The organism is Streptomyces sp. NPDC002324 (assembly GCF_053593335.1).
Window position 1 is genome coordinate 198833 of record NZ_JBSFCF010000008.1, and the last position, 21732, is coordinate 220564.

Annotated in this window: 21 protein-coding genes and 1 pseudogene; 10 read left to right on the forward strand and 12 right to left on the reverse strand. The window is 71.2% G+C overall.

Annotated features, from left to right (window positions below):
* Nucleotides 1-190 precede the first annotated feature (190 nt).
* Nucleotides 191-664, forward strand: coding sequence for a sec-independent translocase (locus ACWCRJ_RS14170; protein WP_450939542.1), 474 nt, complete (start codon nt 191-193; stop codon nt 662-664).
* A 310-nt stretch (nt 665-974) separates the two neighbouring features.
* On the forward strand, nt 975-1646 hold the full coding sequence (locus ACWCRJ_RS14175) for a hypothetical protein (protein WP_450939543.1): 672 nt from the start codon (nt 975-977) through the stop codon (nt 1644-1646).
* Nucleotides 1647-1788: 142 nt separating this feature from the next.
* Here ACWCRJ_RS14175 and ACWCRJ_RS14180 read toward each other — a convergent pair whose 3' ends face one another.
* The 3 genes from ACWCRJ_RS14180 to ACWCRJ_RS14190 are packed head-to-tail and all read right to left on the reverse strand — an operon-like array spanning nt 1789 to nt 4952.
* The gene (locus ACWCRJ_RS14180; protein WP_028796511.1) at nt 1789-2922 is read right to left on the reverse strand and encodes an Mrp/NBP35 family ATP-binding protein; all 1134 of its coding nucleotides are present in this window, start codon (nt 2920-2922) and stop codon (nt 1789-1791) included.
* 43 nt (nt 2923-2965) lie between these two features.
* Nucleotides 2966-3661 carry a DUF1003 domain-containing protein gene (locus ACWCRJ_RS14185; RefSeq protein ID WP_450939544.1) on the reverse strand — a complete coding sequence of 232 codons (696 nt, stop codon included), beginning with the start codon at nt 3659-3661 and terminating at the stop codon, nt 2966-2968.
* Nucleotides 3651-4952 carry a magnesium transporter MgtE N-terminal domain-containing protein gene (locus ACWCRJ_RS14190; protein ID WP_450939545.1) on the reverse strand — a complete coding sequence of 434 codons (1302 nt, stop codon included), beginning with the start codon at nt 4950-4952 and terminating at the stop codon, nt 3651-3653. Before ACWCRJ_RS14190 ends, ACWCRJ_RS14185 begins: the two co-directional genes overlap by 11 nt.
* Before the next feature lie 176 nt (nt 4953-5128).
* Here ACWCRJ_RS14190 and ACWCRJ_RS14195 point away from each other — a divergent pair, with 176 nt between their 5' ends.
* On the forward strand, nt 5129-5887 hold the full coding sequence (locus ACWCRJ_RS14195) for a hypothetical protein (RefSeq protein WP_450939546.1): 759 nt from the start codon (nt 5129-5131) through the stop codon (nt 5885-5887).
* A 273-nt stretch (nt 5888-6160) separates the two neighbouring features.
* Here ACWCRJ_RS14195 and ACWCRJ_RS14200 read toward each other — a convergent pair whose 3' ends face one another.
* Both ACWCRJ_RS14200 and ACWCRJ_RS14205 read right to left on the reverse strand, forming a co-directional pair.
* Nucleotides 6161-6769, reverse strand: coding sequence for a hypothetical protein (locus ACWCRJ_RS14200; protein ID WP_450939547.1), 609 nt, complete (start codon nt 6767-6769; stop codon nt 6161-6163).
* A 68-nt stretch (nt 6770-6837) separates the two neighbouring features.
* Entirely contained in the window at nt 6838-7962 is a 1125-nt protein-coding gene (locus ACWCRJ_RS14205; protein ID WP_005480555.1) for a magnesium and cobalt transport protein CorA, read from the reverse strand.
* 588 nt (nt 7963-8550) lie between these two features.
* Here ACWCRJ_RS14205 and ACWCRJ_RS14210 point away from each other — a divergent pair.
* The 4 genes from ACWCRJ_RS14210 to ACWCRJ_RS14225 all read left to right on the forward strand — a co-directional run bounded on the left by ACWCRJ_RS14210 (nt 8551) and on the right by ACWCRJ_RS14225 (nt 12078).
* Nucleotides 8551-9135, forward strand: a complete 585-nt coding sequence (locus ACWCRJ_RS14210) for a suppressor of fused domain protein (RefSeq protein ID WP_450939548.1) — start codon at nt 8551-8553, stop codon at nt 9133-9135.
* Nucleotides 9136-9377: 242 nt separating this feature from the next.
* A complete protein-coding gene (locus ACWCRJ_RS14215; RefSeq protein ID WP_326577722.1) occupies nt 9378-10019 on the forward strand; it encodes a DUF6758 family protein in 642 nt (213 codons plus the stop codon).
* Nucleotides 10020-10362: 343 nt separating this feature from the next.
* A complete protein-coding gene (locus tag ACWCRJ_RS14220) occupies nt 10363-11223 on the forward strand; it encodes a PHP domain-containing protein (RefSeq protein ID WP_450939549.1) in 861 nt (286 codons plus the stop codon).
* 249 nt (nt 11224-11472) lie between these two features.
* On the forward strand, nt 11473-12078 hold the full coding sequence (locus tag ACWCRJ_RS14225) for a MarC family protein (protein ID WP_450939550.1): 606 nt from the start codon (nt 11473-11475) through the stop codon (nt 12076-12078).
* A gap of 85 nt (nt 12079-12163) precedes the next feature.
* On the opposite strand, the gene ACWCRJ_RS14230 is transcribed toward ACWCRJ_RS14225, so the two are convergent.
* Nucleotides 12164-12316 carry a hypothetical protein gene (locus ACWCRJ_RS14230; RefSeq protein WP_020113966.1) on the reverse strand — a complete coding sequence of 51 codons (153 nt, stop codon included), beginning with the start codon at nt 12314-12316 and terminating at the stop codon, nt 12164-12166.
* 236 nt (nt 12317-12552) lie between these two features.
* On the opposite strand from ACWCRJ_RS14230, the gene ACWCRJ_RS14235 reads away from it, so the two are divergent.
* A complete protein-coding gene (locus ACWCRJ_RS14235) occupies nt 12553-13458 on the forward strand; it encodes an NYN domain-containing protein (RefSeq protein WP_450939604.1) in 906 nt (301 codons plus the stop codon).
* A 43-nt stretch (nt 13459-13501) separates the two neighbouring features.
* Here the strand turns inward: ACWCRJ_RS14235 and ACWCRJ_RS14240 are convergent, their stop codons facing one another.
* Together ACWCRJ_RS14240 and ACWCRJ_RS14245 are read right to left on the reverse strand one after the other, a co-directional pair.
* Nucleotides 13502-14377, reverse strand: a complete 876-nt coding sequence (locus ACWCRJ_RS14240) for an alpha/beta fold hydrolase (RefSeq protein WP_450939551.1) — start codon at nt 14375-14377, stop codon at nt 13502-13504.
* 147 nt (nt 14378-14524) lie between these two features.
* Nucleotides 14525-16594 carry a DEAD/DEAH box helicase gene (locus ACWCRJ_RS14245; RefSeq protein WP_450939552.1) on the reverse strand — a complete coding sequence of 690 codons (2070 nt, stop codon included), beginning with the start codon at nt 16592-16594 and terminating at the stop codon, nt 14525-14527.
* 502 nt (nt 16595-17096) lie between these two features.
* On the opposite strand from ACWCRJ_RS14245, the gene ACWCRJ_RS14250 reads away from it, so the two are divergent.
* Nucleotides 17097-17864: a ferritin-like fold-containing protein gene (locus ACWCRJ_RS14250; RefSeq protein ID WP_450939553.1), complete on the forward strand. Its 768-nt coding sequence runs from the start codon at nt 17097-17099 to the stop codon at nt 17862-17864.
* Between the two features lie 181 nt (nt 17865-18045).
* Here ACWCRJ_RS14250 and ACWCRJ_RS14255 read toward each other — a convergent pair whose 3' ends face one another.
* From ACWCRJ_RS14255 to ACWCRJ_RS14270, 4 genes are all read right to left on the reverse strand, one after another.
* A complete protein-coding gene (locus ACWCRJ_RS14255) occupies nt 18046-18318 on the reverse strand; it encodes a hypothetical protein (protein WP_046914608.1) in 273 nt (90 codons plus the stop codon).
* A gap of 207 nt (nt 18319-18525) precedes the next feature.
* Nucleotides 18526-18753, reverse strand: coding sequence for a DUF3107 domain-containing protein (locus ACWCRJ_RS14260; protein WP_005480533.1), 228 nt, complete (start codon nt 18751-18753; stop codon nt 18526-18528).
* A 344-nt stretch (nt 18754-19097) separates the two neighbouring features.
* Nucleotides 19098-19739 (reverse strand): TetR/AcrR family transcriptional regulator, encoded by a 642-nt coding sequence (locus tag ACWCRJ_RS14265; protein WP_005480530.1) that lies wholly within the window; start codon nt 19737-19739, stop codon nt 19098-19100.
* Nucleotides 19740-19940: 201 nt separating this feature from the next.
* Nucleotides 19941-20159, reverse strand: coding sequence for a hypothetical protein (locus ACWCRJ_RS14270; protein WP_450939554.1), 219 nt, complete (start codon nt 20157-20159; stop codon nt 19941-19943).
* A gap of 295 nt (nt 20160-20454) precedes the next feature.
* Between ACWCRJ_RS14270 and ACWCRJ_RS14275 the strand changes: the two are divergent.
* Nucleotides 20455-21409, forward strand: a pseudogene (locus ACWCRJ_RS14275) (alpha/beta fold hydrolase); the annotation flags it as partial.
* Between the last annotated feature and the right edge of the window lie 323 nt (nt 21410-21732).

Sequence of the window (21732 nt, forward strand, 5' to 3'; positions counted from 1 at the left end):
GAGCCCCGCCCGGCCTCCCGCCCGGTCCCCGCCAGGCAAACAGCTGGGAAAACCGTCGTGCGGGCGCGGTCCGAAGCCGTGCGAAGGTACCGGATCGCGGGGGTGGCCGGGTACCGTGGATCCGGCCCGGACCGCGGAAGACCTGCCGAGGCCCGCGGATCGGGACCGAGGACATCGCAAGGAGCTTCAGGTGTTCAATGACATAGGTGCGCTCGAGGTGGTGACGCTCGTCGTCCTCGCCGTGCTCGTCTTCGGCCCGGACAAGCTCCCGAAGGTGATCCAGGACGTCACGCGGACGATCCGTAAGATCCGCGAGTTCTCGGACAGCGCCAAGGCGGACATCCGCAGCGAACTCGGCCCGGAGTTCAAGGACTTCGAGTTCGAGGACCTCAACCCCAAGACGTTCCTGCGCAAGCAGATGGACAACGACGAGCTGGGGCTGAAGGAGATCCGCAACGGCTTCGACCTGAAGAAGGAGATGGCCGAGCTGACCGACGCGGTCCACGGCCACGAGTCGGAGTCGTCGTCCTCGTCCACCTCTTCCACCGCCGCCATCGGCTCCGGCTCCGACGGCTCCGCGTCCGGCTCGTCCGGCGGAACCATCGACATGACGAAAAAGTCCGAGCCGGCCGAGCGTCCGCCGTACGACCTGGACGCCACCTGAGCCGTACGGGCGACATCCGTACGCCGGTCACCGCACGTCCGCTCGGCGCCCGCACCGCCTCCGGCCTGGCCTTCCGTGCCCAGGGCCCCGGTACCGCCGCGCCCCCGCACGTGACGCGTCTCATACCGCCGCGCACCCGCCCAGGGCCCGCGGCCGCCCGTACGCCGTCCTACGCGCCGGGCGCTTTCCCTGCTGCTCGGAGAGCTGTGGCTATGCTGCCCAGTTGTTGTGCGGACCGTAAGGAGAGCGAGCGACGACGCCCGTGGGGGGCGGGCCGCTCCGGTCCGTCGAGAGCTAGGAGGCGTCCGGCATGGAGACGACGAGTCGGGTAGGCGCGCAGGCGTCGGCCGCGGAGGGCGGACAACAGGTCCCTTCCGCCCGCCGCACGGTCGATGGTTACCTGCTGGCGCCCTTCCCTTGGTACGGCCTCGACGAGGCCTTCACGGGGCCGCGCTGGCTGATGCAGGTGGGCATGTCGGCGGAGGGGGCCGTCGAGCACGGCTCGATCGGACACGGCGACGAGCCCTCGGTGCGCAACGAGTACACCGCCTCGGCGGACGACGAGGTCAAGGAGCGGTTCGCGGTCGTGGTGACCGTCGCCGCGAACGACGTACGGCGCAGCGCGGACGGCACAGGTGTGCTGGAGGCCACGTCGGTCTCCTCGGCGGCCTGGCTCGCGGGCGTCGGACTGCTGTCCTTCACCTGGCCGGGACAGCTGGACCACACCCTGCGGGACGACTGGCTGGACCAGCAGACCGAGACGGCGTGGGTCCTGGCGGACGACCTGGCCGGGCCCGACTGGTCGACGCTGTCCCTGCCCGTGGACGGGGTGCCCACGACCTTCCACTACCGCGAGTCCGAGTTCGGCTGGGTGCTCGCCGGGTCGACCGCGGAAGGGGTGCATGTGGGGGCGTACGGGAGAGGGATGAGCGCCTACGGTCTGGGCTTCGCCGTGATCAAGGACATCGAGGCGTACGCGTAGGGATGGAGGGCACCGCCGTGTGGTGCTGCGGTGCCCTCCCTAGCCGTAGGGGTTTCGGTGGTTCGGGGGCCGCGGGTGCGTGGCGGGCTGTCGCGCGGTTCCCCGCGCGCCCGAGAGGCGGCCCCCCGCCTCGACAGGCGTCCTAGAACTTGTTCCTCGGGGTGATTCCCAGGCTCATGCCCGACAGGCCCCTCTGGCGGCCGCCCAGCTTGCCCGCGATGGCGCGCAGGGCCGCGCCGGCAGGGGAGTCGGGGTCGGAGAGGACGACCGGGCGGCCGTCGTCGCCGCCCTCGCGCAGGCGGACGTCGATGGGGATGCTGCCGAGGACCGGGACGGTGGCGCCGGTGGTGCGGGTGAGGCCGTCGGCGACGGACTGGCCGCCGCCGGTGCCGAAGACGTCGACCATCTCGTCGCAGTGCGGGCAGGGCAGGCCCGCCATGTTCTCGACGACACCGACGATCTTCTGGTGGGTCTGCACGGCGATGGACCCGGCGCGCTCGGCCACCTCGGCCGCCGCCTGCTGGGGTGTGGTGACGACGAGGATCTCGGCGTTCGGGACCAGCTGGGCCACCGAGATGGCGATGTCGCCGGTGCCCGGCGGAAGGTCCAGGAGCAGCACGTCCAGGTCGCCCCAGTAGACGTCCGAGAGGAACTGCTGCAACGCCCGGTGCAGCATCGGGCCGCGCCAGACCACCGGGGTGTTGCCCGGGGTGAACATACCGATCGAGATGACCTTCACACCGTTCGCGGACGGCGGCATGATCATGTTCTCGACCTGGGTGGGAAGGCCGTCGGCGCCCAGCATGCGGGGCACGGAGTGGCCGTAGATGTCGGCGTCGACGACACCCACCTTGAGGCCGTCGGCGGCCATCGCCGCCGCCAGGTTCACCGTCACCGAGGACTTGCCGACACCGCCCTTGCCGGAGGCGACGGCGTACACGCGCGTGAGGGAGCCCGGCTTGGCGAACGGGACCTCGCGCTCCGCCTGGCCGCCGCGCAGGGCACCCGCCAGCTCCTTGCGCTGCTCGTCGCTCATGACGTCCAGTTCGACGGTGACGCCGGTCACGCCCTCGACCGCCGCGACCGCGTCCGTCACCCGCTGGGTGATCGTGTCGCGCATGGGGCAGCCGGAGACCGTCAGGTACACGGCGACCGCGACCGCTCCGTCCGCGCCGATCTCCACCGACTTGACCATCCCCAGTTCGGTGATGGGACGGTTGATCTCGGGGTCGTTCACCGTCGACAGTGCCTCGCGCACCGCGTCTTCCGTAGCCATAGTGACGATGGTACGGCGACCCGCGTGGCCCCCGGGAGCCCCGTCAGCGGTCGCCCTTGTCACGTCCGCGCGGATGTTCCGGCGGGAATACCTTCCGGGTTCCGCGCGGACCCTCCCCGTCGTGCTCCTGCAGCTCCCTGACCAGGTCGTGCAGCTCGGAACGCAGCCAGTCACGGGTGGCGACCTCGCCGAGGCCGATGCGCAGCGCGGCGATCTCCCTGGTCAGGTACTCGGTGTCGGCGATCGAGCGCTCGTTCTGCTTGCGGTCCTGTTCCAGGTTGACCCGGTCGCGGTCGTCCTGGCGGTTCTGTGCGAGCAGGATCAGCGGGGCGGCGTAGGAGGCCTGCAGGGACAGCATCAGGGTCAGGAAGATGAAGGGGTAGTTGTCGAAGCGCAGGTCGCGGGGGGCGGAGACGTTCCACACGACCCACAGGATGATGACGACCGTCATCCAGACCAGGAACGTGCCCGTGCCCAGGAACCGCGCGATCCGCTCCGACAGCCGTCCGAACGCCTCCGGGTCCCACTCGGGCAGGAACCTGGCCCGGCGCGGCAGCGGCTGGTCGAGACGGGTACGGGGGCGGGCGGTGGCCCCGGAGAGCGCGCGCTCCCGCTGAGGCCCTCCGGAGGAGGCCGTGCGCTCCCGGGCGCCCCCGCCGGAGTGCGCCCGCTCACGCCCCGTGTGCCGGCTCTCACGGGCCCCCGGACGCCCTTCGCGCCCCTCCCGGTCAGGAGCCATCGGACGCTCCCTCCTCGACGGTGACGGAGTCGTCCTCGTGCAGATGGAACTCCGTCTCCCGCCAGTCCTCGGGCAGCATGTGGTCCAGCACGTCGTCCACGGTCACCGCGCCCAGCAGCGAGCCGCTCTCGTCCACCACGGGCGCCGCGACCATGTCGTACGTCGCGAAGAACCCGGCGACGGCGCGCAGCGCGGCCTCCGGGTCCAGCGGCTGGAGATCGTCGTCGAGGATCGAACCGACGAGGGTGTACGGCGGGTCCCGCAGCAGGCGCTGGAAGTGGACCGTGCCCAGGTACTTGCCGGTCGGGGTCTCGTCGGGCGGCCGGCACACGTAGACCTGGGCGGCCAGCGCGGGGGACAGGTCGGCGTTGCGGACCCGGGCGAGCGCGTCGGCGACGGTCGCGTCCGGGCGCAGCACGATCGGCTCGGTGGTCATCAGACCGCCGGCCGTCTTCTCCTCGTACGCCATGAGCCGCCGTACGTCCGCCGCGTCGTCCGGCTGCATCAGCGTCAGCAGCCGCTCCTGCTCCTCCTCCGGGAGTTCGGCGAGGAGGTCGGCGGCGTCGTCCGGGTCCATGGCCTCCAGGACGTCGGCGGCCCGCTCCTCCTTGAGCTTGCCGAGGATCTCGATCTGGTCGTCCTCGGGCAGCTCCTCCAGGACGTCGGCGAGCCTGTCGTCGTCGAGGGCGGCGGCGACCTCGGCCCGGCGCTTGGGGGAGAGGTGGTGCAGCACGTTCGCGAGGTCGGCCGGGCGGAGCTGCTCGAAGGTCGCGAGGAGGCTCTCGGCGCCCTGCCCGTGCTCCTCCAGCGAGAACCCGGTGACCGCCGACCACTCCACCGTCAGCGTCTCCCCCTTGTGGCGCCGGAACGCGCCGCCCTTGCCCTTGCGGACGAAGACCCGGTCGATCTCCCAGTCCCGGCGGGCCGGCAGCTGCTGGACGGAGACGTCGAGGACCGTCACCTCCTCGCCCGTGTCGACGAGTTGTACCCGGCGGTCCAGCAGTTCCCCGACGACGAGACGCTCGGTGGGGCGCTGCTCGAACCGGCGCACGTTCAGCACACCGGTGGTGATGACCTGGCCGGACTCGATGCCGGTGACCCGGGTCATGGGCAGGAAGATCCGGCGGCGGGTGGACAGTTCGACGACCAGACCGAGCAGCCGCGGCGGCTTCCGGCCCACCCGCAGGATGGCGACGAGGTCGCGGACGCGGCCCACCTGATCGCCGCTCGGATCGAAGACGGCGACGCCGGAGAGGTGGGAGACGAAGATCCGGGGCGCCACCGCCGCCATGAGCCGCCCCTTTCCTTCGCGTCGAGAGGGGAATGTCCGCCGAGGAGGGCTTCAGGCTAGCCCGTCCCGATCGGATATGCCCTGGTGAGCGGTGCGGACGGACTGGGTCCCGGGTGTACCGGGAGCCCCGGTACTCTGCGGTACGCCTGGACTCCCCACGAAGAGGTGCATCGCGCGTGACTGTGATTCCCCGTACCCGAAGGGCCGCACTGGTGAGCGCCGTCTGCACCCTCGTGGCCTGCGGGCTGGGGCTCACCGGATGCGGCGAGGATCCCGACGAGGGCACCAACGGGGTCGGCAAGCTGGAGCCGGCGAAGATCCAGAGCACGACCCTGGCGGCGGCCACCGCGGCGGACACGGTCCGGCTGTCCGGGGCGGTGGTGACCAGCGGCAAGACATACCGGCTGGACATGCGCCTGAAGGAGGACGGCGGCACGGGTTCGGTGACGTCCGAGGGGTCCACCTTCCGGCTGCTGAAGGTCGGCGAACACCTCTTCCTCAAGGCCGACAAGGACTTCTGGGAGCACCAGGACGCCGGGAAGAACGGCGGCGACCACGACGGCTCGGAGACGGGCGCGGCGGACAAGCTGGACGGCATGTACGTGAAGGTGCCGACGGGGGACCCCGCCTACAAGCGGCTCAGCGGCTTCACCGACAAGGACGTCCTCCTCAACAGCCTGCTCACCCTGCACGGCTCGCTGTCCAAGGACGGGCACCACGAACAGTCCGGCACCCGCACGATCCGCATCACCGGCGACAAGGGCTCCGGCGGCACCCTCGACGTCTCCCTGAAGGGCACCCCCTACCCCCTGCGCCTCGTCCGCGCCGGCGACGCCGGCACCATCCTCCTCACCGACTGGGGCAAGGACTTCGCCCTGAAGGAGCCGGACGAGAAGTCGGTGGTGGACTACGGGCGGCAGCTGCCGACGTCGTAGGCCCGCCCGGACCCGCCGGACAGCCCGGCCCACCGGTCGGGGGGCCGGTGAGCCGGCCCGGCTCCGTCGGTCGGCTGGGCCCCGTCGGTTGGCCTGGTCTCGTCGGTTGGCCCGGTCCCGTCGGTCGGTTGGGCTTTGTCGGTCGGCCCGGTCCCGTCGGTCGGCCCGGCTCCGTCAGTCGGACGAGCCCCGTCGGTCGGCTCGTCCCCCGCGCGTCGGTCCGAAGCTCCGCCCGTCGGTGCCTCGCCGCCGAGGGCGCGTCGCAGCGTCACGTCACTTCCGCTTGCGGCGGCCGAAGAGCAGGCGGGGTACCGCCGCCGGAACGGGCCGGCGCGTCGTCGCGGGGGTCGGCACCGGAGCCCGCGCCAGGTCTCCGTCGGGCACCGGCAGGGTCGAACCCGTCGGCTCCAGGCGGAGCACCCGGCACTCACGGGCCCAGCGGCCCGGCATCGCCTCGCCGTCGGGGGCGTTGAGGCGCTTGCCCTTGAGCTCGGCCACGGCGGCCTCCCACTCGGCGGACCCGGGGGCCAACTCGACCACCCGCGCGGCCCAGGCGACCAGCCGCCCGCCCTTGTCCTTGCTGCGGACGGTCACCACGGCCGGGCCCCCGTCGACCAGATCCGGCAACGGCTGCTCACCGGGCCCGTCACCGACCAGGCACGCCGCACCCTCGTGCCAGACGTGCCACAGCGCGCGCGACGGCGCCTCCCGGCCCTGGAGCGCCCCGCCACCGCGTACCCAGACGAGCCCGGACTTCTTGGTGGCCTCCTCGACGAGGGCCCGGTCCAGCAGCGCGTCGCCCGTCGACGAATCGTCCGTCGGCGCATCGACGGTCGGCACATCGGAGGCCAGGGAGTCGGAGGCCGGGGAGTCGGAGGTCATGGGGGCAGCCTAACCGCGCGCTCCCCGAAGATGCCCGACCCCGCCGCCCCGCCCCGGTGCCCGGCGGCCTACAGCCACCCGTTGCGCTTCAACGTGCGGTGGATACCGAGGCAGAGCGCGACCGTGACGCCGAGGACCACCGGGTAGCCGAACTTCCAGTGCGTCTCCGGCATGTAGTCGAAGTTCATGCCGTAGACGCCGCAGACCATCGTCGGGACGGCGATGATGGCCGCCCACGACGTGATCTTGCGCATGTCCTCGTTCTGCGCGACGGAGGCCTGTGCCAGGTTCGCCTGGAGGATCGAGTTGAGCAGCTCGTCGAAGCCGACGACCTGCTCCTGGACGCGGGCGAGGTGGTCGGCCACGTCACGGAAGTACTTCTGGATGTCCGGGTCGATCAGCCGCATCGGCCGCTCGCTCAGCAGCTGCATGGGCCGCACCAGCGGCAGCACCGCACGCTTGAACTCCATGACCTCGCGCTTGAGTTGGTAGATCCGGCCGGCGTCGGTGCCCCGGGGCGTGCCCTTGCGCCCGGGGGAGAACACCTCCGTCTCCACCTCGTCGATGTCGTCCTGCACGGCGTCCGCGACCGCCACGTACCCGTCGACGACGTGGTCGGCGATGGCGTGCAGCACGGCCGAGGGGCCCTTGCCGAGCAACTCCGGGTCGTCCTGCAGCCGGTGACGCAGCGCCCTGAGCGAACCCTGCCCGCCGTGCCGCACGGTGATGAAGAAGTCCCGCCCCGTGAAGCACATGACCTCGCCGGACTCCACGACCTCGCTGGTGGCGGTGAGTTCGTCGTGCTCCACGTAGTGGATCGTCTTGAAGACGGTGAAGAGGGTGTCGTCGTAGCGCTCCAGCTTGGGCCGCTGGTGCGCGTGCACCGCGTCCTCCACGGCCAGCGGGTGCAGCCCGAACTCGGCTGCGATACCGGCGAATTCGGCCTCCGAGGGCTCGTGGAGCCCGATCCAGACGAATCCGCCGTCGCGGCGCGCCTGACGGATCGCCTCGTGCGGCGTCAGGTCGCGCTCGAACGTGACACGCGCGCCGTCGCGGTACACGCCGCAGTCGACCACGGCCGTGGGCGCCTCCGCCGGACGCGTGGCGTCGTACACGCCACCGTCCTTGCGCAGCGACAGCCGGGAGGGGCGGGACGGGCGGACCGCGGCACGCAGGTTGTGGATCATCGACATGAGCAGGCTCCTTCGCAACGAAAGGCCGCCGGCGACGGTTGGAACTACCCGGAATGGGGACGTTTTGACTTCGGATGTTTGGCACGTCCACAAAGCGGGGAGCACCGCACCGTCGCGGTGACAGCTTCGCTTGACTCGGACCGGGCGACGCCCGACCGGTGAGAGCCGGAGACGTCCGATCGGCGATGTAGATCAAGACGGGAAAGAAGTGCTCTTCCGATGCGCGACGACCGGCGAGCGGCACGACGCGGGACGAGGGCTGTAGCCAGCGGAGCGAGAAATACGGCTACGGCGGGAGCTACGGAACTCGGCGAGCGGAAGAGCGGGTGGTACTGCCAGGTCGACTTCGGTCCATCGCAGCCCCACCTCCTCCGGCCGGTCCCCCGTGAGGGACGTTCCATACCCCGTTCGGGGTTCCCCGTAGGGGAGTCAGTCTTTTCGGTCCGGGACGCGAAGGCATGAGAAGCCTTGAGCGCGAGGCCGCTGCGTGCTGCCCGCATGCTGTCCCGACCGGCGGCCCAGACTAACAGTCGGCCGCGGTGTCAAGGCGCCCGTTTGCCGGTTCCTGACGAGTTCTATGCTCGGATCATGGCTGATGTTCTTCCGTTGGTGGAGGCCCGTCTGCGCACTGCGCTGGGCGAACCGGACGCGCGCGCCGCGGTCACCTTTCTCGGCACGGACCGTATCGAGGTTCTCCGTTTCGTCGACGGCGACGTCGTCCGGTACGCCACGCTCGGCATGTCGGCCCAGCCGATGGCCGACCCCACCGCGGTCCTCGCCGACCCCGTGGAGGGCCCCCGCGCGGAACTCGTCCTGTCCGTGCGGCACGGCATCGCCGACACCGACAAGGTGCTCCGCCCGCTCGCCGTGCTCGCGGCGTCACCGCAGGTCGAAGGGGTGGTCGTGGCCTCCGGCGCCTCTCTCGACGTGGGCGGCCCGCTCTGGCCGGGGGCCCCCTTCACCTCCGTCCTCGTCGCCGAGCCGGGCGGCCTGGTCGAGGACCTCGAACTCGACGCGCCCGCCGACCCCGTACGGTTCCTGCCCCTGCTGCCGATGACCGCCAACGAGGCGGCCTGGAAGCGCGTGCACGGCGCCCAGGCCCTCCAGGAGCGCTGGCTCACCCAGGGGACGGACCTGCGCGACCCGTCCCGCAGGTCGGTCCCCATGGACTGACCGGACGGCCCCGCGCGACTTCCCCGTGTGACCGACGGCACGCCATACGTGACCGGAGCCGGCCCGGGAGGTGGCCGAAAACCACCGCTTCCCTTGACCGTGTGGGTAGTTGATTCCGTTGGCCGGCCCGACGGACCGGCCGCCGCCCGGAGACCGGTGTGCGTGCGCGGACTGTGACGCGCACACGCCGGTCGGGTGATCGTCCTTGACGCGAGGAAGCACGGGGAGGACCGTTGGGCCCTATGAGGGGCGAACCCAGTTGCCCGAAGTGTGGTGGCCGGGTCAGGGCTCCCGGCCTCTTTGCCGACTCCTGGCAGTGCGCCGCGCACGGGACGGTGCACCCGCTGCAGCCCGTGATCCCGCCCAGCGTCGAGGCCCTCAGCGTCGTGGTGCACCGTGCCAAGGTGCCCGTCTGGATGCCGTGGCCGCTGCCCGTGGGCTGGCTGTTCACGGGCGCCGCGTTCGCCGGTGACGACCGCAGCGGCGGACGTGCCACCGCCGTGGCCTGTTCGGGTCCCGGGCCGCTCGGCGGCGTCGGCGAACTCGTCCTCATCGCGGAGGAACTCGGCGTGGGTCTCGGAGCGCGGTACGCCGGCATCGACGGCCCCGACCCGGGGCCCTACCTGAGCGTCGAGAAGCCACCCCAGGCGAAGGTGCTCGCCGCCGGCCGTCCCACGCCGCTGTGGCATGTCACCGGTACGCCGGACGATCGCGCCGTCTTCGCGGGGGAGGCGCTCGGCCTGTGGCTCTGGGCCGTCGTGTGGCCCGAGCAGACCGGACTTCTGATGTACGACGAACTGGTCCTGACGGATCTGCGGGACGCGGGCGCGGAGGTGGAACTGCTGCCGTGCGGGGCGCTCTCACCGCGGATCCTGGAACCGTAGGGCGCCTGCGGGCGAAGGGCCTGCGGACCTCGTAGGACGTCTGCGGGCGAAGAGCGTGCGGACCTCGTAGGACGTCTGTGGGTGAAGGGCGTGCGGACCTCGTAGGACGTCTGTGGGTGAAGGGCGTGCGGACCTCCGTAGGACGTCTGTGGGCCAAGGCGTGCGGACGTGCGCGCTCGGCCTTTCGCCGTGCCGGGGAGCCGTCGACGCGACCGGAGGCCCCAGGCTGTGAAGCGTCGCTTCGGTAGGGGGCGCTCACCGGTTTCGGGTGTGACAGACGCAGGCCGCCGGGGCGCTATCCTGGACCGTCCGCTTCCGTTCCGTCTGCCCTGGAGTCCGAGTCGTGCGTATCGATCTGCACTGTCACTCCACGGCCTCCGACGGTACGGACACCCCGGCCGAACTGGTGCGGAAGGCGCGGGCGACCGGGCTGGACGTCGTCGCGCTGACCGACCACGACACGACGCGCGGGCACGCCGAGGCGATCGCCGCGCTGCCGGAGGGGCTCACGCTGGTCACCGGCGCCGAGCTGTCGTGCCGCCTGGACGGCGTCAGCATGCACATGCTGGCCTACCTGTTCGACCCCGAGGAGCCCGAACTGCTCGCCGAGCGTGAGCTGGTCCGGGACGACCGCGTGCCGCGCGCCCGCGCCATGATCGTCAAGCTGAACGAACTGGGTGTGCCGGTGACCTGGGAGCAGGTCGCGCGGATCGCCGGCGGCGGTTCCGTGGGGCGCCCGCACGTGGCCACCGCACTGGTCGACCTCGGCGTCGTACCGACGGTGGACGAGGCCTTCACCGAGCAGTGGCTCGCGGACGGTGGCCGGGCCCACGTGGCGAAGCACGAGACGGACCCCTTCGAGGCGCTCCGGCTGATCAAGGGCGCCGGCGGTGTCGCGGTCTTCGCCCACCCCGCCGCCGCCAAGCGCGGCCGGACCGTTCCGGAATCCGCCGTCGCGGAGCTCGCCGCCGCAGGGCTCGACGGCATCGAGGTGGACCACATGGAGCACGACACGGCGACCCGGGCGCGGCTGCGGGGCCTGGCGAAGCAGCTGGGACTGCTCACCACGGGCTCCTCGGACTACCACGGCAGCCGTAAGACCTGCGTGCTCGGCGAGTACACGACCGACCCCGAGGTGTACGGAGAGATCACCCGACGGGCCACCGGAGCGTTCCCCGTCCCCGGGACCGGCGGAGCCCGCTAGCCCTCCCTCTTCCTGCTCCTCGCCCTCGTCCGCGTCTGACGTCTCGGACTTCGTTTCTTCGTCTTCGTCTTCGTCTTCGTCGTGCGGCACCCGGCGGCTGCCGGCTCTGCCCGTCTTCCTCTGCGGAAACGATTGCCCACGATGGTCACCGGCCATCACACTGGGCTGCCCTCTCTCCCTCGTCCCTGCTCCCCCGTTTCGTCCCTGCTCCCCGTCTTCCTCCGTTCTTCACTTCCCCAAGGCACCCCTGTGTTCGATCTCGCCGTTTTCGGTTCCCTCTTCCTCACCCTCTTCGTGATCATGGATCCCCCCGGGATCACCCCGATCTTCCTCGGGCTCACCGCCGGGCGGCCCGCTCGGACGCAGAAGCGCATGGCGTTCCAGGCCGTCTGTGTGGCGGGGGGTGTGATCACGGTCTTCGGGCTGCTCGGGCACCAGATCCTGGACTATCTGCATGTCTCCGTGCCGGCGCTGATGATCGCGGGTGGGCTGCTGCTCCTGCTGATCGCGCTCGATCTGCTGACCGGCAAGAGCGACGAGCCGGCTCAGACGAAGGACGTGAACGTCGCCCTCGTCCCGCTGGGGATGCCGTTGCTGGCCGGGCCCGGTGCGATCGTGTCGGTGATCCTGGCGGTGCAGAAGGCGGACGGGGTGGCCGGTCAGGTGTCGGTGTGGCTGGCGATCCTGGCGATCCACGTCGTGCTGTGGCTGACGATGCGGTACTCGCTGCTGATCATCCGGGTCATCAAGGACGGCGGCGTGGTGCTGGTGACCCGGCTCGCGGGCATGATGCTCTCGGCGATCGCCGTGCAGCAGATCATCAACGGGGTCACCCAGGTCGTGCAGGCCTCGTAGGCCACCACACCCGGCCCGGGACGTAGCCGAGCCCCGTACGGCATCGATGCCGTACGGGGCTCGGAAGTGTGAACGGATCCGCGTACTACGAGGCGGTCACGTCGGCCGGGCGGATCCAGAGGCGCTGCCCGATGGCGGCGGCCTGCTGCACGATCCGGTTGACGGAGGCGGCTTCCACGACAGTGCTGTCCACGGGCGTGCCGCTGACATCGTCGAGTCGCAGGATTTCGAAGCGCAAGGGCTTCTCCCTTCGTCTGGTCATCCTCCTGAGGAGAACTACTGGTGGTGGTTCGCGGGTCATCGGTGCCCGTGTTCCATGAGTAGTCAACGGTATGCGTGTTACAAACATTCCTTACGCTAAGGAAAATTTTCGAGAACCTAATTACTAGCCGGTAAGCGGTGTGCGTGTCTGTCTACCGGCAAGCAGGAAGACTGATTGGGACCGGTTGTGTTCGCAGCGTGACCGCCGGGACAATGGACGTGATGAACGACGACCTCACGGCGCTCGGCGCCCGCATCGACCGAACGAACGAGCTGCTGCACCGCATGCTTGCCGAGGTGGCGAAGACACCCTCGACACACGCGATCTTCGTCGATGCCGGGTACCTGTACGCGGCAGTGGGACGGCTCGCCGCGGGGACGGAGGACCGGCGGTCCTTCGATCTCGACGCGGAGGGGCTCATCGACGCGCTGATCGACAAGGCGCGCACGATCTTCGCGGACAGCCGGCTGCTGCGGGTCTACTGGTACGACGGCGCGCGCCGCCGCATCCATACGGCCGAACAGCAGTCGATCGCCGAGCTGCCGGACGTGAAGGTGCGCCTGGGCAACCTCAACGCCAACAACCAACAGAAGGGCGTCGACTCCCTCATCCGCAGCGACCTGGAGTCACTGGCCCGGCACCGCGCGATCAGCGACGCGGCCCTCATCGGCGGTGACGAGGACCTGGTCTCGGCGGTTGAGGCCGCCCAGGGGTACGGGGCGCGGGTCCACCTGTGGGGCATCGAGGCGCCCGAGGGCCGCAACCAGGCCGAGCCGCTGCTCTGGGAGGTCGACAGCCAGCGGACCTTCGACCTCGACTTCTTCAAGCCGTACGTGTCACGGCGGGCCGCCGCCACCTATGACGCGCCCACCGGTGCCCGCCCCAGCCGCGAGGACGTCCGCTTCGTCGGCGCCCAGATCGCCGCGAAGTGGCTCGCCTCCCGGGGCCGGGAGACCCTCCAGGAGCTTCTCCACAGCCACCCGTACCTCCCCGGCTCCGTCGACCAGGACCTGCTCGTCGAGGCGGAGGGGCTGCTCCAGTACTCGTTGCGGGGGCAGGCCGACCTGAGGCGGGCGCTGCGGGACGGCTTCTGGGAGCATCTGCGGGCGCAGTACTAGCGGGCGTCCCATCCGGTGTCCCGGGGCGTGCCGGTGGCGGTACTCAGCGGGCGATCCGGTCCCAGAAGCCGATCAGGGCGGCGGCCGTCGCCTGCGGCTGATCGGTGTTCGGGGAGTGCTCGGCGTCGTGCACGACGGTGCGGTGGGCGTTCAGCCGTACGGCCATGTCGTCGAGGACCGGGATCGGCCAGGTGTCGTCCCGTTCGCCGGACAGGACGTGCTTGGGCAGGTCCAGGGCGGCGAGTTCGGCGACGCGGTCGGGCTCCGCGCAGAGCTGGCGGCCCGTGGCGATGAGCTGGGCGGGGCTGGTGGCGAGCCAGCGGCGCCGCAGGTCGGCGCGGTCGTCCAGGCCTTCGTCGAGGGCGCCCGTCTCGGCCTCCTCCGGCTCCGGCGCGTCCATCGCCTGGATGGCGTCCCAGACCTGCTCCATGTCCATCACCGCGAGGGCGTCCCGCAACAGCTTCACGCGCTCCTGCTGGCCCACCGAGATCTGGGCGGGGCCCGAGGCCATCAGGGTGAGCGAGGCGAAGGGGGAGGCGTCCAGCAGCAGGGCGGCGCGGGAGATCTGGCCGCCGAGGGAGTGGCCGACGAGGTGCAGCGGGGTGCCCTCACTCACGGCCTCCGCCTGGGCGAGCAGATCCTTCGCCAACTCCTCCTGCGCGTACGGGGCTTCGTCGTCCTCGGCACCCGGGCTCTCGTACTGCCCGCGCCCGTCCACCGCCACCGACCGGTACCCGGCGGCCGCCAACGGCTCGTGCAGCGCGATGAAGTCCTCCTTGCTCCCGGTGAACCCCGGCACGAGCAACACGGTGCCCTTCACCGGCGCCCCCGCCTCGATCACGGCGAACTCCCCACGCGCGGTACGCAGAAGGTACGCCCTGGCACCGGCGGGCGGGGTGAAGGTAGGCGGACGGCTCATGGGGGGAGCGTAACCGCCTTTCCTCCACTCCTCCTGGGCACCCCTTGAGGGCGCGAGGAACGGCGCGAACAACCGGGACGAACCGCGCCCGGAACGCCGAAGGCCCGGCCCCCGAAAGGGGACCGGGCCTGCACTCGGCTGGACGGCTCAGCCCTCCGCGGCCTCCACGGCGGCGGCGGCCTTACGCGCGCGACGACGCGGGGCCGGGGCCTCGGCCACCGCCTCCTCGCCGCCGGCCGCAGGCGCGGCCACCGCGGCCTTGCGCGTACGACGCGGCTTCGTGGCCTGCTCCTCCGTCGGCTGGGCCGGAACCGCCGCCTCGGCGGCTTCCGCCACGGTCTTGCGGGTGCGGCGGCGCGGCTTGGGCTCCTCGACGGTGTCGACGGCTGCTTCGGCGGCGCTGTCGGTGGTCTCGATGGCGGCGGTGGCGGCCTTGCGGGTGCGGCGGCGGGGTGCGGCCGGTGTCTCCTCGGTGGTGGTCTCGGCGACCACTGCCTCGGCGGGTGCGGCGACCTTGCGGGTCCGGCGGCGCGGCTTGGCGGGAGCCTCCTCGGTAGCCGTCCCCTCGGCGGTGTCGAGCGCGGCCTCGGCAGCGGGCGCGGCCTCGACGACGGGGGCCTCGACAGCCTCCGCCGACTTACGGGTGCGGCGGCGACGCGGCTGGGCCGCCTCCTCCACCGGCTCGGCGGGAGCACCGGCGACGGTCTCCACCACGGCCTCGGCCGACGTGCTCTCGGCCGTCCCGGCCACGGCCTCGGCACCGGGGTTCGCCCCGGCCCGGGTGCGGCGGCGACGGCGAGGCGTACGGCTCTCGCCCTCGGACTCCACGGAACCGGCGTCCGGCGTCCGCGCGGACGCCGAGGGCTGCGTGACGGCCGCGGCCTCCGGGGACACCCCGTCCACGGTGGCTCCACTGCGCGTACGGCGGCGACGACGCGGCGTACGCGCCGGGCGCTCACGCTCGCGCTCGGCGGACGACGACGGGGCGGAGGAACGGCCGCCACGGCCGCGAGGACCGCGCCCGCCCGGCTCGCCCAGGTCCTCCAGCTCCTCGGCTTCCAGCCCGGCACGGGTGCGCTCGGAGCGCGGCAGGACACCCTTGGTGCCGGCCGGGATGCTCAGCTCCTCGAAGAGGTGCGGGGAGGTGGAGTAGGTCTCCGGCGGGTCGTTGAACCCGAGGTCCAGCGCCTTGTTGATCAGCTGCCAGCGCGGGATGTCGTCCCAGTCGACGAGGGTGATCGCGATGCCCTTGGCACCCGCGCGGCCCGTACGGCCGATGCGGTGCAGGTACGTCTTCTCGTCCTCGGGGGACTGGTAGTTGATGACGTGGGTGACACCCTCGACGTCGATGCCGCGGGCGGCGACGTCGGTGCAGACGAGGACGTCCACCTTGCCGTTGCGGAAGGCACGCAGGGCCTGCTCGCGGGCGCCCTGGCCGAGGTCACCGTGGACCGCGCCGGAGGCGAAGCCCCGCTGCTTGAGCTGGTCGGCGAGATCGGCCGCGGTGCGCTTCGTACGGCAGAAGACCATGACCAGTCCCCGGCCGTCGGCCTGCAGTATGCGCGAGACGATCTCGGGCTTGTCCATGTTGTGCGCGCGGTAGATGTGCTGCGCGGTGTTCCGGACCGTCGCGCCCTCGTCGTCCGGCGACGTGGCGCTGATGTGGGTCGGCTGGGACATGTACCGGCGGGCCAGGCCGATGACCGCGCCCGGCATGGTCGCCGAGAACAGCATCGTCTGGCGGCGGGCCGGAAGCATGTTGATGATCTTCTCGACGTCGGGCAGGAAGCCCAGGTCGAGCATCTCGTCGGCCTCGTCGAGGACCAGGCACTTGACGTGCTTCAGGTTCAGCTTCTTCTGGCCCGCGAGGTCGAGGAGCCGCCCGGGGGTGCCGATGACGACGTCGACGCCCTTCTTCAGGGCCTCGACCTGGGGCTCGTAGGCGCGGCCGCCGTAGATCGCGGTGACGCGCACGTTGCGCACCTTGCCGGCGGTCAGCAGGTCGTTGGTGACCTGGGTGCACAGCTCGCGCGTGGGGACGACAACGAGCGCCTGCGGCGAGTCGACGAGGTCCTCGGGCTTGGCGCGGCCGGCCTCGACGTCGGCGGGGACGACGACGCGCTCCAGGAGCGGGAGGCCGAAGCCCAGCGTCTTGCCGGTGCCGGTCTTGGCCTGGCCGATGATGTCGGTGCCGGTGAGGGCGACCGGGAGCGTCATCTCCTGGATGGGGAAGGGGTTGATGATGCCGACGGCCTCAAGCGCCTCGGCGGTCTCGGGAAAGATTCCGAGATCTCGGAAAGTCGTAGTCAGGGTGCTGCCTCTTCTGTGTACGCGGTGTGAGGCGAGCGCGGGGGTCGTGTCGGACCGTGCCGGGGGACGTCGGCCGCCTCACGGGCGGACCGTGTGGCACGGGACCACTGCCGACGCTCTAGCGCTCATACCGCTGAGGGGTTCCCTCCGGACGCCGTACGCGATGTGCCGTACGGAGAAGGAGGGCTGTCGGGTCGGAGCCGATCGGGCCACCGACCGGGCATCCTCATGCGTGCGGCCTGTCGAGATACGGTCGAACGATCGAACTACGTCGACGTACCAGCAGGCGCATTACCACCATACCCCGGAATCGCGCATATGCGATGGCCAGTTTGGTCACGTAGTGGTTGTCACACTGAAGGCCACGCGAAATGCCCGGGCCCTTCCGCGTCGCGCGGAGCGGGCTATTGTGCGCTTCATGACCACGTCTGACAAGCCTGAGAACGCCACCGGCGGCGAGCCCGCCGACACCGCCGAGGTCACCGGGATCGCAGCCCAGGACTGGGCCCGGGCAGCCGCCGACCCCCAGTACCGCGCGGCGGTGGTGGATCTGCTGGGCGCGCTGGCGTACGGGGAACTGGCGGCGTTCGAACGGCTCGCGGAGGACGCGAAGCTGGCGCCGACCCTCGTCGACAAGGCGGAGCTGGCGAAGATGGCGGCGGCCGAGTTCCACCACTTCGAGAGGCTCGCCGGCCGGCTCACCGAGATCGGCGAGGAGCCGACGCGGGCCATGGAGCCGTTCGTCGACGCGCTCGACGGTTTCCACCGGCAGACCGCGCCGTCGGACTGGCTGGAGGGGCTCGTCAAGGCGTATGTCGGCGACTCGATCGCCAGCGACTTCTACCGGGAGGTCGCGGCGCACCTCGACTCGGACACGCGTGGGCTGGTGCTCGCCGTCCTCGACGACACGGGGCACGCCGGTTTCGCCGTGGAGAAGGTGCGCGCCGCGATCGACGAGGACCCCCGGGTGGGCGGCCGACTGGCGCTGTGGGCACGGCGGTTGATGGGGGAGGCGCTGTCGCAGTCGCAGCGGGTGGTGGCCGACCGCGACGCCCTGTCGACGATGCTCGTGGGCGGTGTCGCCGACGGGTTCGATCTGGCCGAGGTGGGGCGGATGTTCTCGCGGATCACCGAGGCGCACACGAAGCGGATGGCCGCGCTGGGCCTGGCCGCGTGAGCGGCTGCCCGTGAGTGCCTAATCGCTCCGGGGTGCGGTGCCGTCCTGTGGGTGCGGGTGCGGGACCGGGGCTGGTCCTCGCCGGTCGCGTGGTTCCCCGCGCCCCTGGACGGGCGGCTTCGCCGCCGTCAGAGGGTCTTCTTCCGCGCGCGGTGGATCTTCCGTACCCGGCGGATCTTCCTCACGCCGTGGCCGAGCTGCTGTGTCGAAAGCGTTCCGTCGGGCGCAGCAGCAGGGACAGGGACGCCGCCGCCACGACCAGTGCGCCGGTGAGGATCAGCGGGTAGTTCGCCGAGCCCAGTGCCGTGTGGGTCAGGAAGGCGCCGAAGAGGGCGCCCGCGGTGCCGGTCGGAAGGACCAGGGTGCGGGACGGCAGTCGGTGCGGGAGCCGGTAGGCGGCGGCACAGGCCAGGGCGAACCCGAGGAGTGCGGATCCGAGTGCTTCCAAGAACATGATCGGGTTCCCTCCCGCACGGCCTGGCCTGGGCAGATCGGTCGTAGCCCGTACTACCCGTGAGCTGTGGGACGCAATCATCGTCGGCACCGGGGATGTGCCGGTTCGGTACGCCTCGGCCGGTGGGAGCCATGGAAGCGGACATACGGAGGGGCCCGGTGGTTTTCACACCACCGGGCCCCTCCGTACGTCTCCAGTGCCTCGCGACTACAGCGCGCTGAAGCCCACCTTGCGGACGGCCGACTCGCCGATGTCGACGTAGGCGAGACGGTCGGCCGGGATCAGCACCTTGCGGCCGTGCTCGTCCGTGAGGCTCAGCAGCGCCGACTTGCCGGTCAGCGCCTCGGCAACGGCACGCTCGACCTCCTCGGCACTCTGACCGCTCTCCAGAACGATCTCGCGGGGCGCGTGCTGCACGCCGATCTTGACCTCCACGGCTATGTCCCTCCGACGGTCAGTGAAGTGCGCGGGCTTCCGCGCCGTACCCAGCACACATTAGCCCGGTGAGGGGACGTACACGCTCCGCCTGAGAACGCCAGGAGCGAACAGAGCGTGGGAACAAAATCCCGGACCGGGGCTGAGCCGCGATGGCCGGCCCGGGGTCGTTCGGCCGGTGCCGCCGACCGGGCCGACGGTCGGCGTTGTCGATCAGCGGTGCCGATCGGTGTTGATCGGCGGTGTTGGCCGGCCGCGCGGATCGGTGTTGGCCGGTCGCGCGGATCGGTGTTGGCCGGTCGCGCGGATCGGTGCTGGTCGGCGGTGTCGGTCGGCCGCGCCGATCAGTGCTGGTCGAGGCCGTGCAGAGGGAAGCCGGCGATACCGCGCCAGGCCAGCGAGGCGAGCAGCTGGACCGCCTGCTCGCGCGGGACGCTGCGATCGCTGTGCAGCCAGGACCGCGCCACCACCTGGGAGAGGCCACCCAGTCCCGAGGCGAGGAGCATCGACTCCGCGCGCGAGAGGCCGGTGTCCTCCGCGATGACGTCGCGGATGGCCTCGGCGCACTCGTTGGTGACCTTGTCGACGCGCTCGCGCACGGCGGGCTCGTTCGTCAGGTCGGACTCGAAGACCAGCCGGAAGGCACCGCCCTCGTCCTCGACGTACGCGAAATAGGCGTCCATCGTCGCCAGGACCCGCTGCTTGTTGTCGGTCGTCGACGCCAGCGCACCCCGCACGGCCTGGATCAGGGACTCGCAGTGCTGGTCCAGCAGCGCCAGGTAGAGGTCCAGCTTGCCGGGGAAGTGCTGGTAGAGCACCGGCTTGCTGACTCCGGCGCGCTCGGCGATGTCGTCCATCGCGGCGGAGTGGTAGCCCTGGGCCACGAAGACTTCCTGGGCGGCGCCCAGCAACTGGTTCCGCCGGGCTCGGCGGGGCAGCCGGGTGCCTCGCGGGCGCGCCGCCTCTGTCTGCTCGATGGCTGTCACGCCGCCTCCCAAGATCGTCCACGTGCGGGTGTGCGCCGCGCCGCCATCGTACTTTTCGGTAACCCGGGTGTGCGCGGTGCGAGCGCAGAATTTCACGGACCGGACGCCGGGGAAAGTGCCGCGTACCACACCAAACATGTGCATAGCGGGCAGAAGGAAGCCCTTTCTCGTCACCGGTCGTCGTCCCTGATGGGGATCGGGTTACCGGTAGTCCTCCTCGTCGAGCGAGACCACGCGGGCCTGTTCCGCCAGATCGGCCTCGTTGGCGGCCCCCGGGTCGGCGTCGGTCAAGGGGTCGTCCCGGTGCTGCGCGATGTCCTTGTGCTGCTCGGCGGCATCGGCCTCCGGGGCCTCGACGTCGTCGAACTCCGTGGGCTCCTCCTCGGTGAAGGTGTCGGGATCGGTCGGGTCGAAGGCCATCGTGGGTCCCCTTCCTGGTGCTGCTGCCCTGGTGTCGCTCCTGGTCCTGCCCCGCCGCCGCCGGACGTCACCTCGGCGGCCGGGCCACGTACGGGTGCCCTCTTCGCGAGCCTGGATGCCCTGTTTATGAGCCTAGGAGAAGGGTGATCGTGGCGCTATGCGATCACCGGCGGCCTCGCCGTGAGCGCGGCGGTGAGGGATCCGCGGTCCGTCCCGTACAAACGGCTTGTTCAAGTCCGTACCTGTGATGGCGAACACATGAGTCACTGCGTGATCGTCTCGTAACATTGCCCGCATGTCTTCGACCGAGCTGCCGTCCCTGCTGACCGCCACCGCGTCGCCGAAGGCGAGTGCCGTGCGTGTGGCGCCCGGCGAGCGGCTGAGAACGGTCCGGCTGCCGGGGATCACGCTGTCGGTGAGGTCGAGACCGCCGGTGCGCGAAGGGCTGCCGCCCGCCCTGTTCGTGCACGGCCTGGGCGGTTCCTCGCAGAACTGGTCCGCGCTGATGTCGCTGCTCGACGGCGTCGTGGACGGCGAGGCCGTCGATCTGCCCGGCTTCGGCGACTCGCCGCCGCCGGACGACGGCAACTACTCCGTCACAGGACACGCGCGCGCGGTCATCCGCCACCTCGACGCGGCGGGGCGCGGCCCCGTGCACCTCTTCGGCAATTCCCTCGGCGGCGCGATCGCGACCCGCGTCGCCGCCCTCCGCCCCGATCTCGTCCGCACCCTGACCCTGGTGTCGCCCGCTCTGCCCGAGCTGCTCGTGCAGCGGACCGCCGTGCCGACCGCGCTGCTCGCGCTGCCGGGCATTTCGGCGCTCTTCACCCGCTTCACCAAGGGCTGGAGCGCCGAGCAGCGCGTACGGGGCGTCACGGCGCTCTGTTACGGCGACCCCGGCCGCGTCACGGACGAGGGTTTCCGCAACGCCGTCGAGGAGATGGAGCGGCGCCTCCAACTCCCGTACATGTGGGACGCGTTGACGCGTTCCGCTCGTGGGCTCGTGGACGCGTACACCTTGGGTGGGCAGCACTCGCTCTGGCGTCAGGCCGAGCGGGTCCTCGCCCCGACCCTCCTCGTCTACGGCCGTCGCGACCAGCTCGTCGGCTACCGCATGGCCCGGCGTGCCGCCCGCTCCTTCCGAGACTCCCGCCTCGTCTGCCTGCCGGATGCGGGGCACGTGGCGATGATGGAGTATCCGGAGGCTGTGGCGGCCGCGTTCCGGGATCTGCTCGCGGATGCCGGGGCGAGGGGGTCGGGGGCGGGGGGCTGGGATTCGGACGTGTATCCGGACCCGCACTCGCGGGGGCAGGCGCAGGCGCAGGCTCAGATGGGCGCTGTGGGTGCTACGGGTGCGGAGTCCGGTGCGGCTTCGGCGTCGGCTTCCGGTTCCGATTCCGGTCCTGGATCGGCTTCCGGTTCCGATTCCGGTCCTGGATCGGGTTCGGGTTCGGGTCCTGGATCGGGTTCGGGTTCGGGTTCGGTCGACTCTTCGGGTGTGGGTGGTTCGGTGGGCGGCGGTGGTTCGGCCGGTGCCGATCGTGCCGGATCGGTTGACACTGGCCCTCCACCG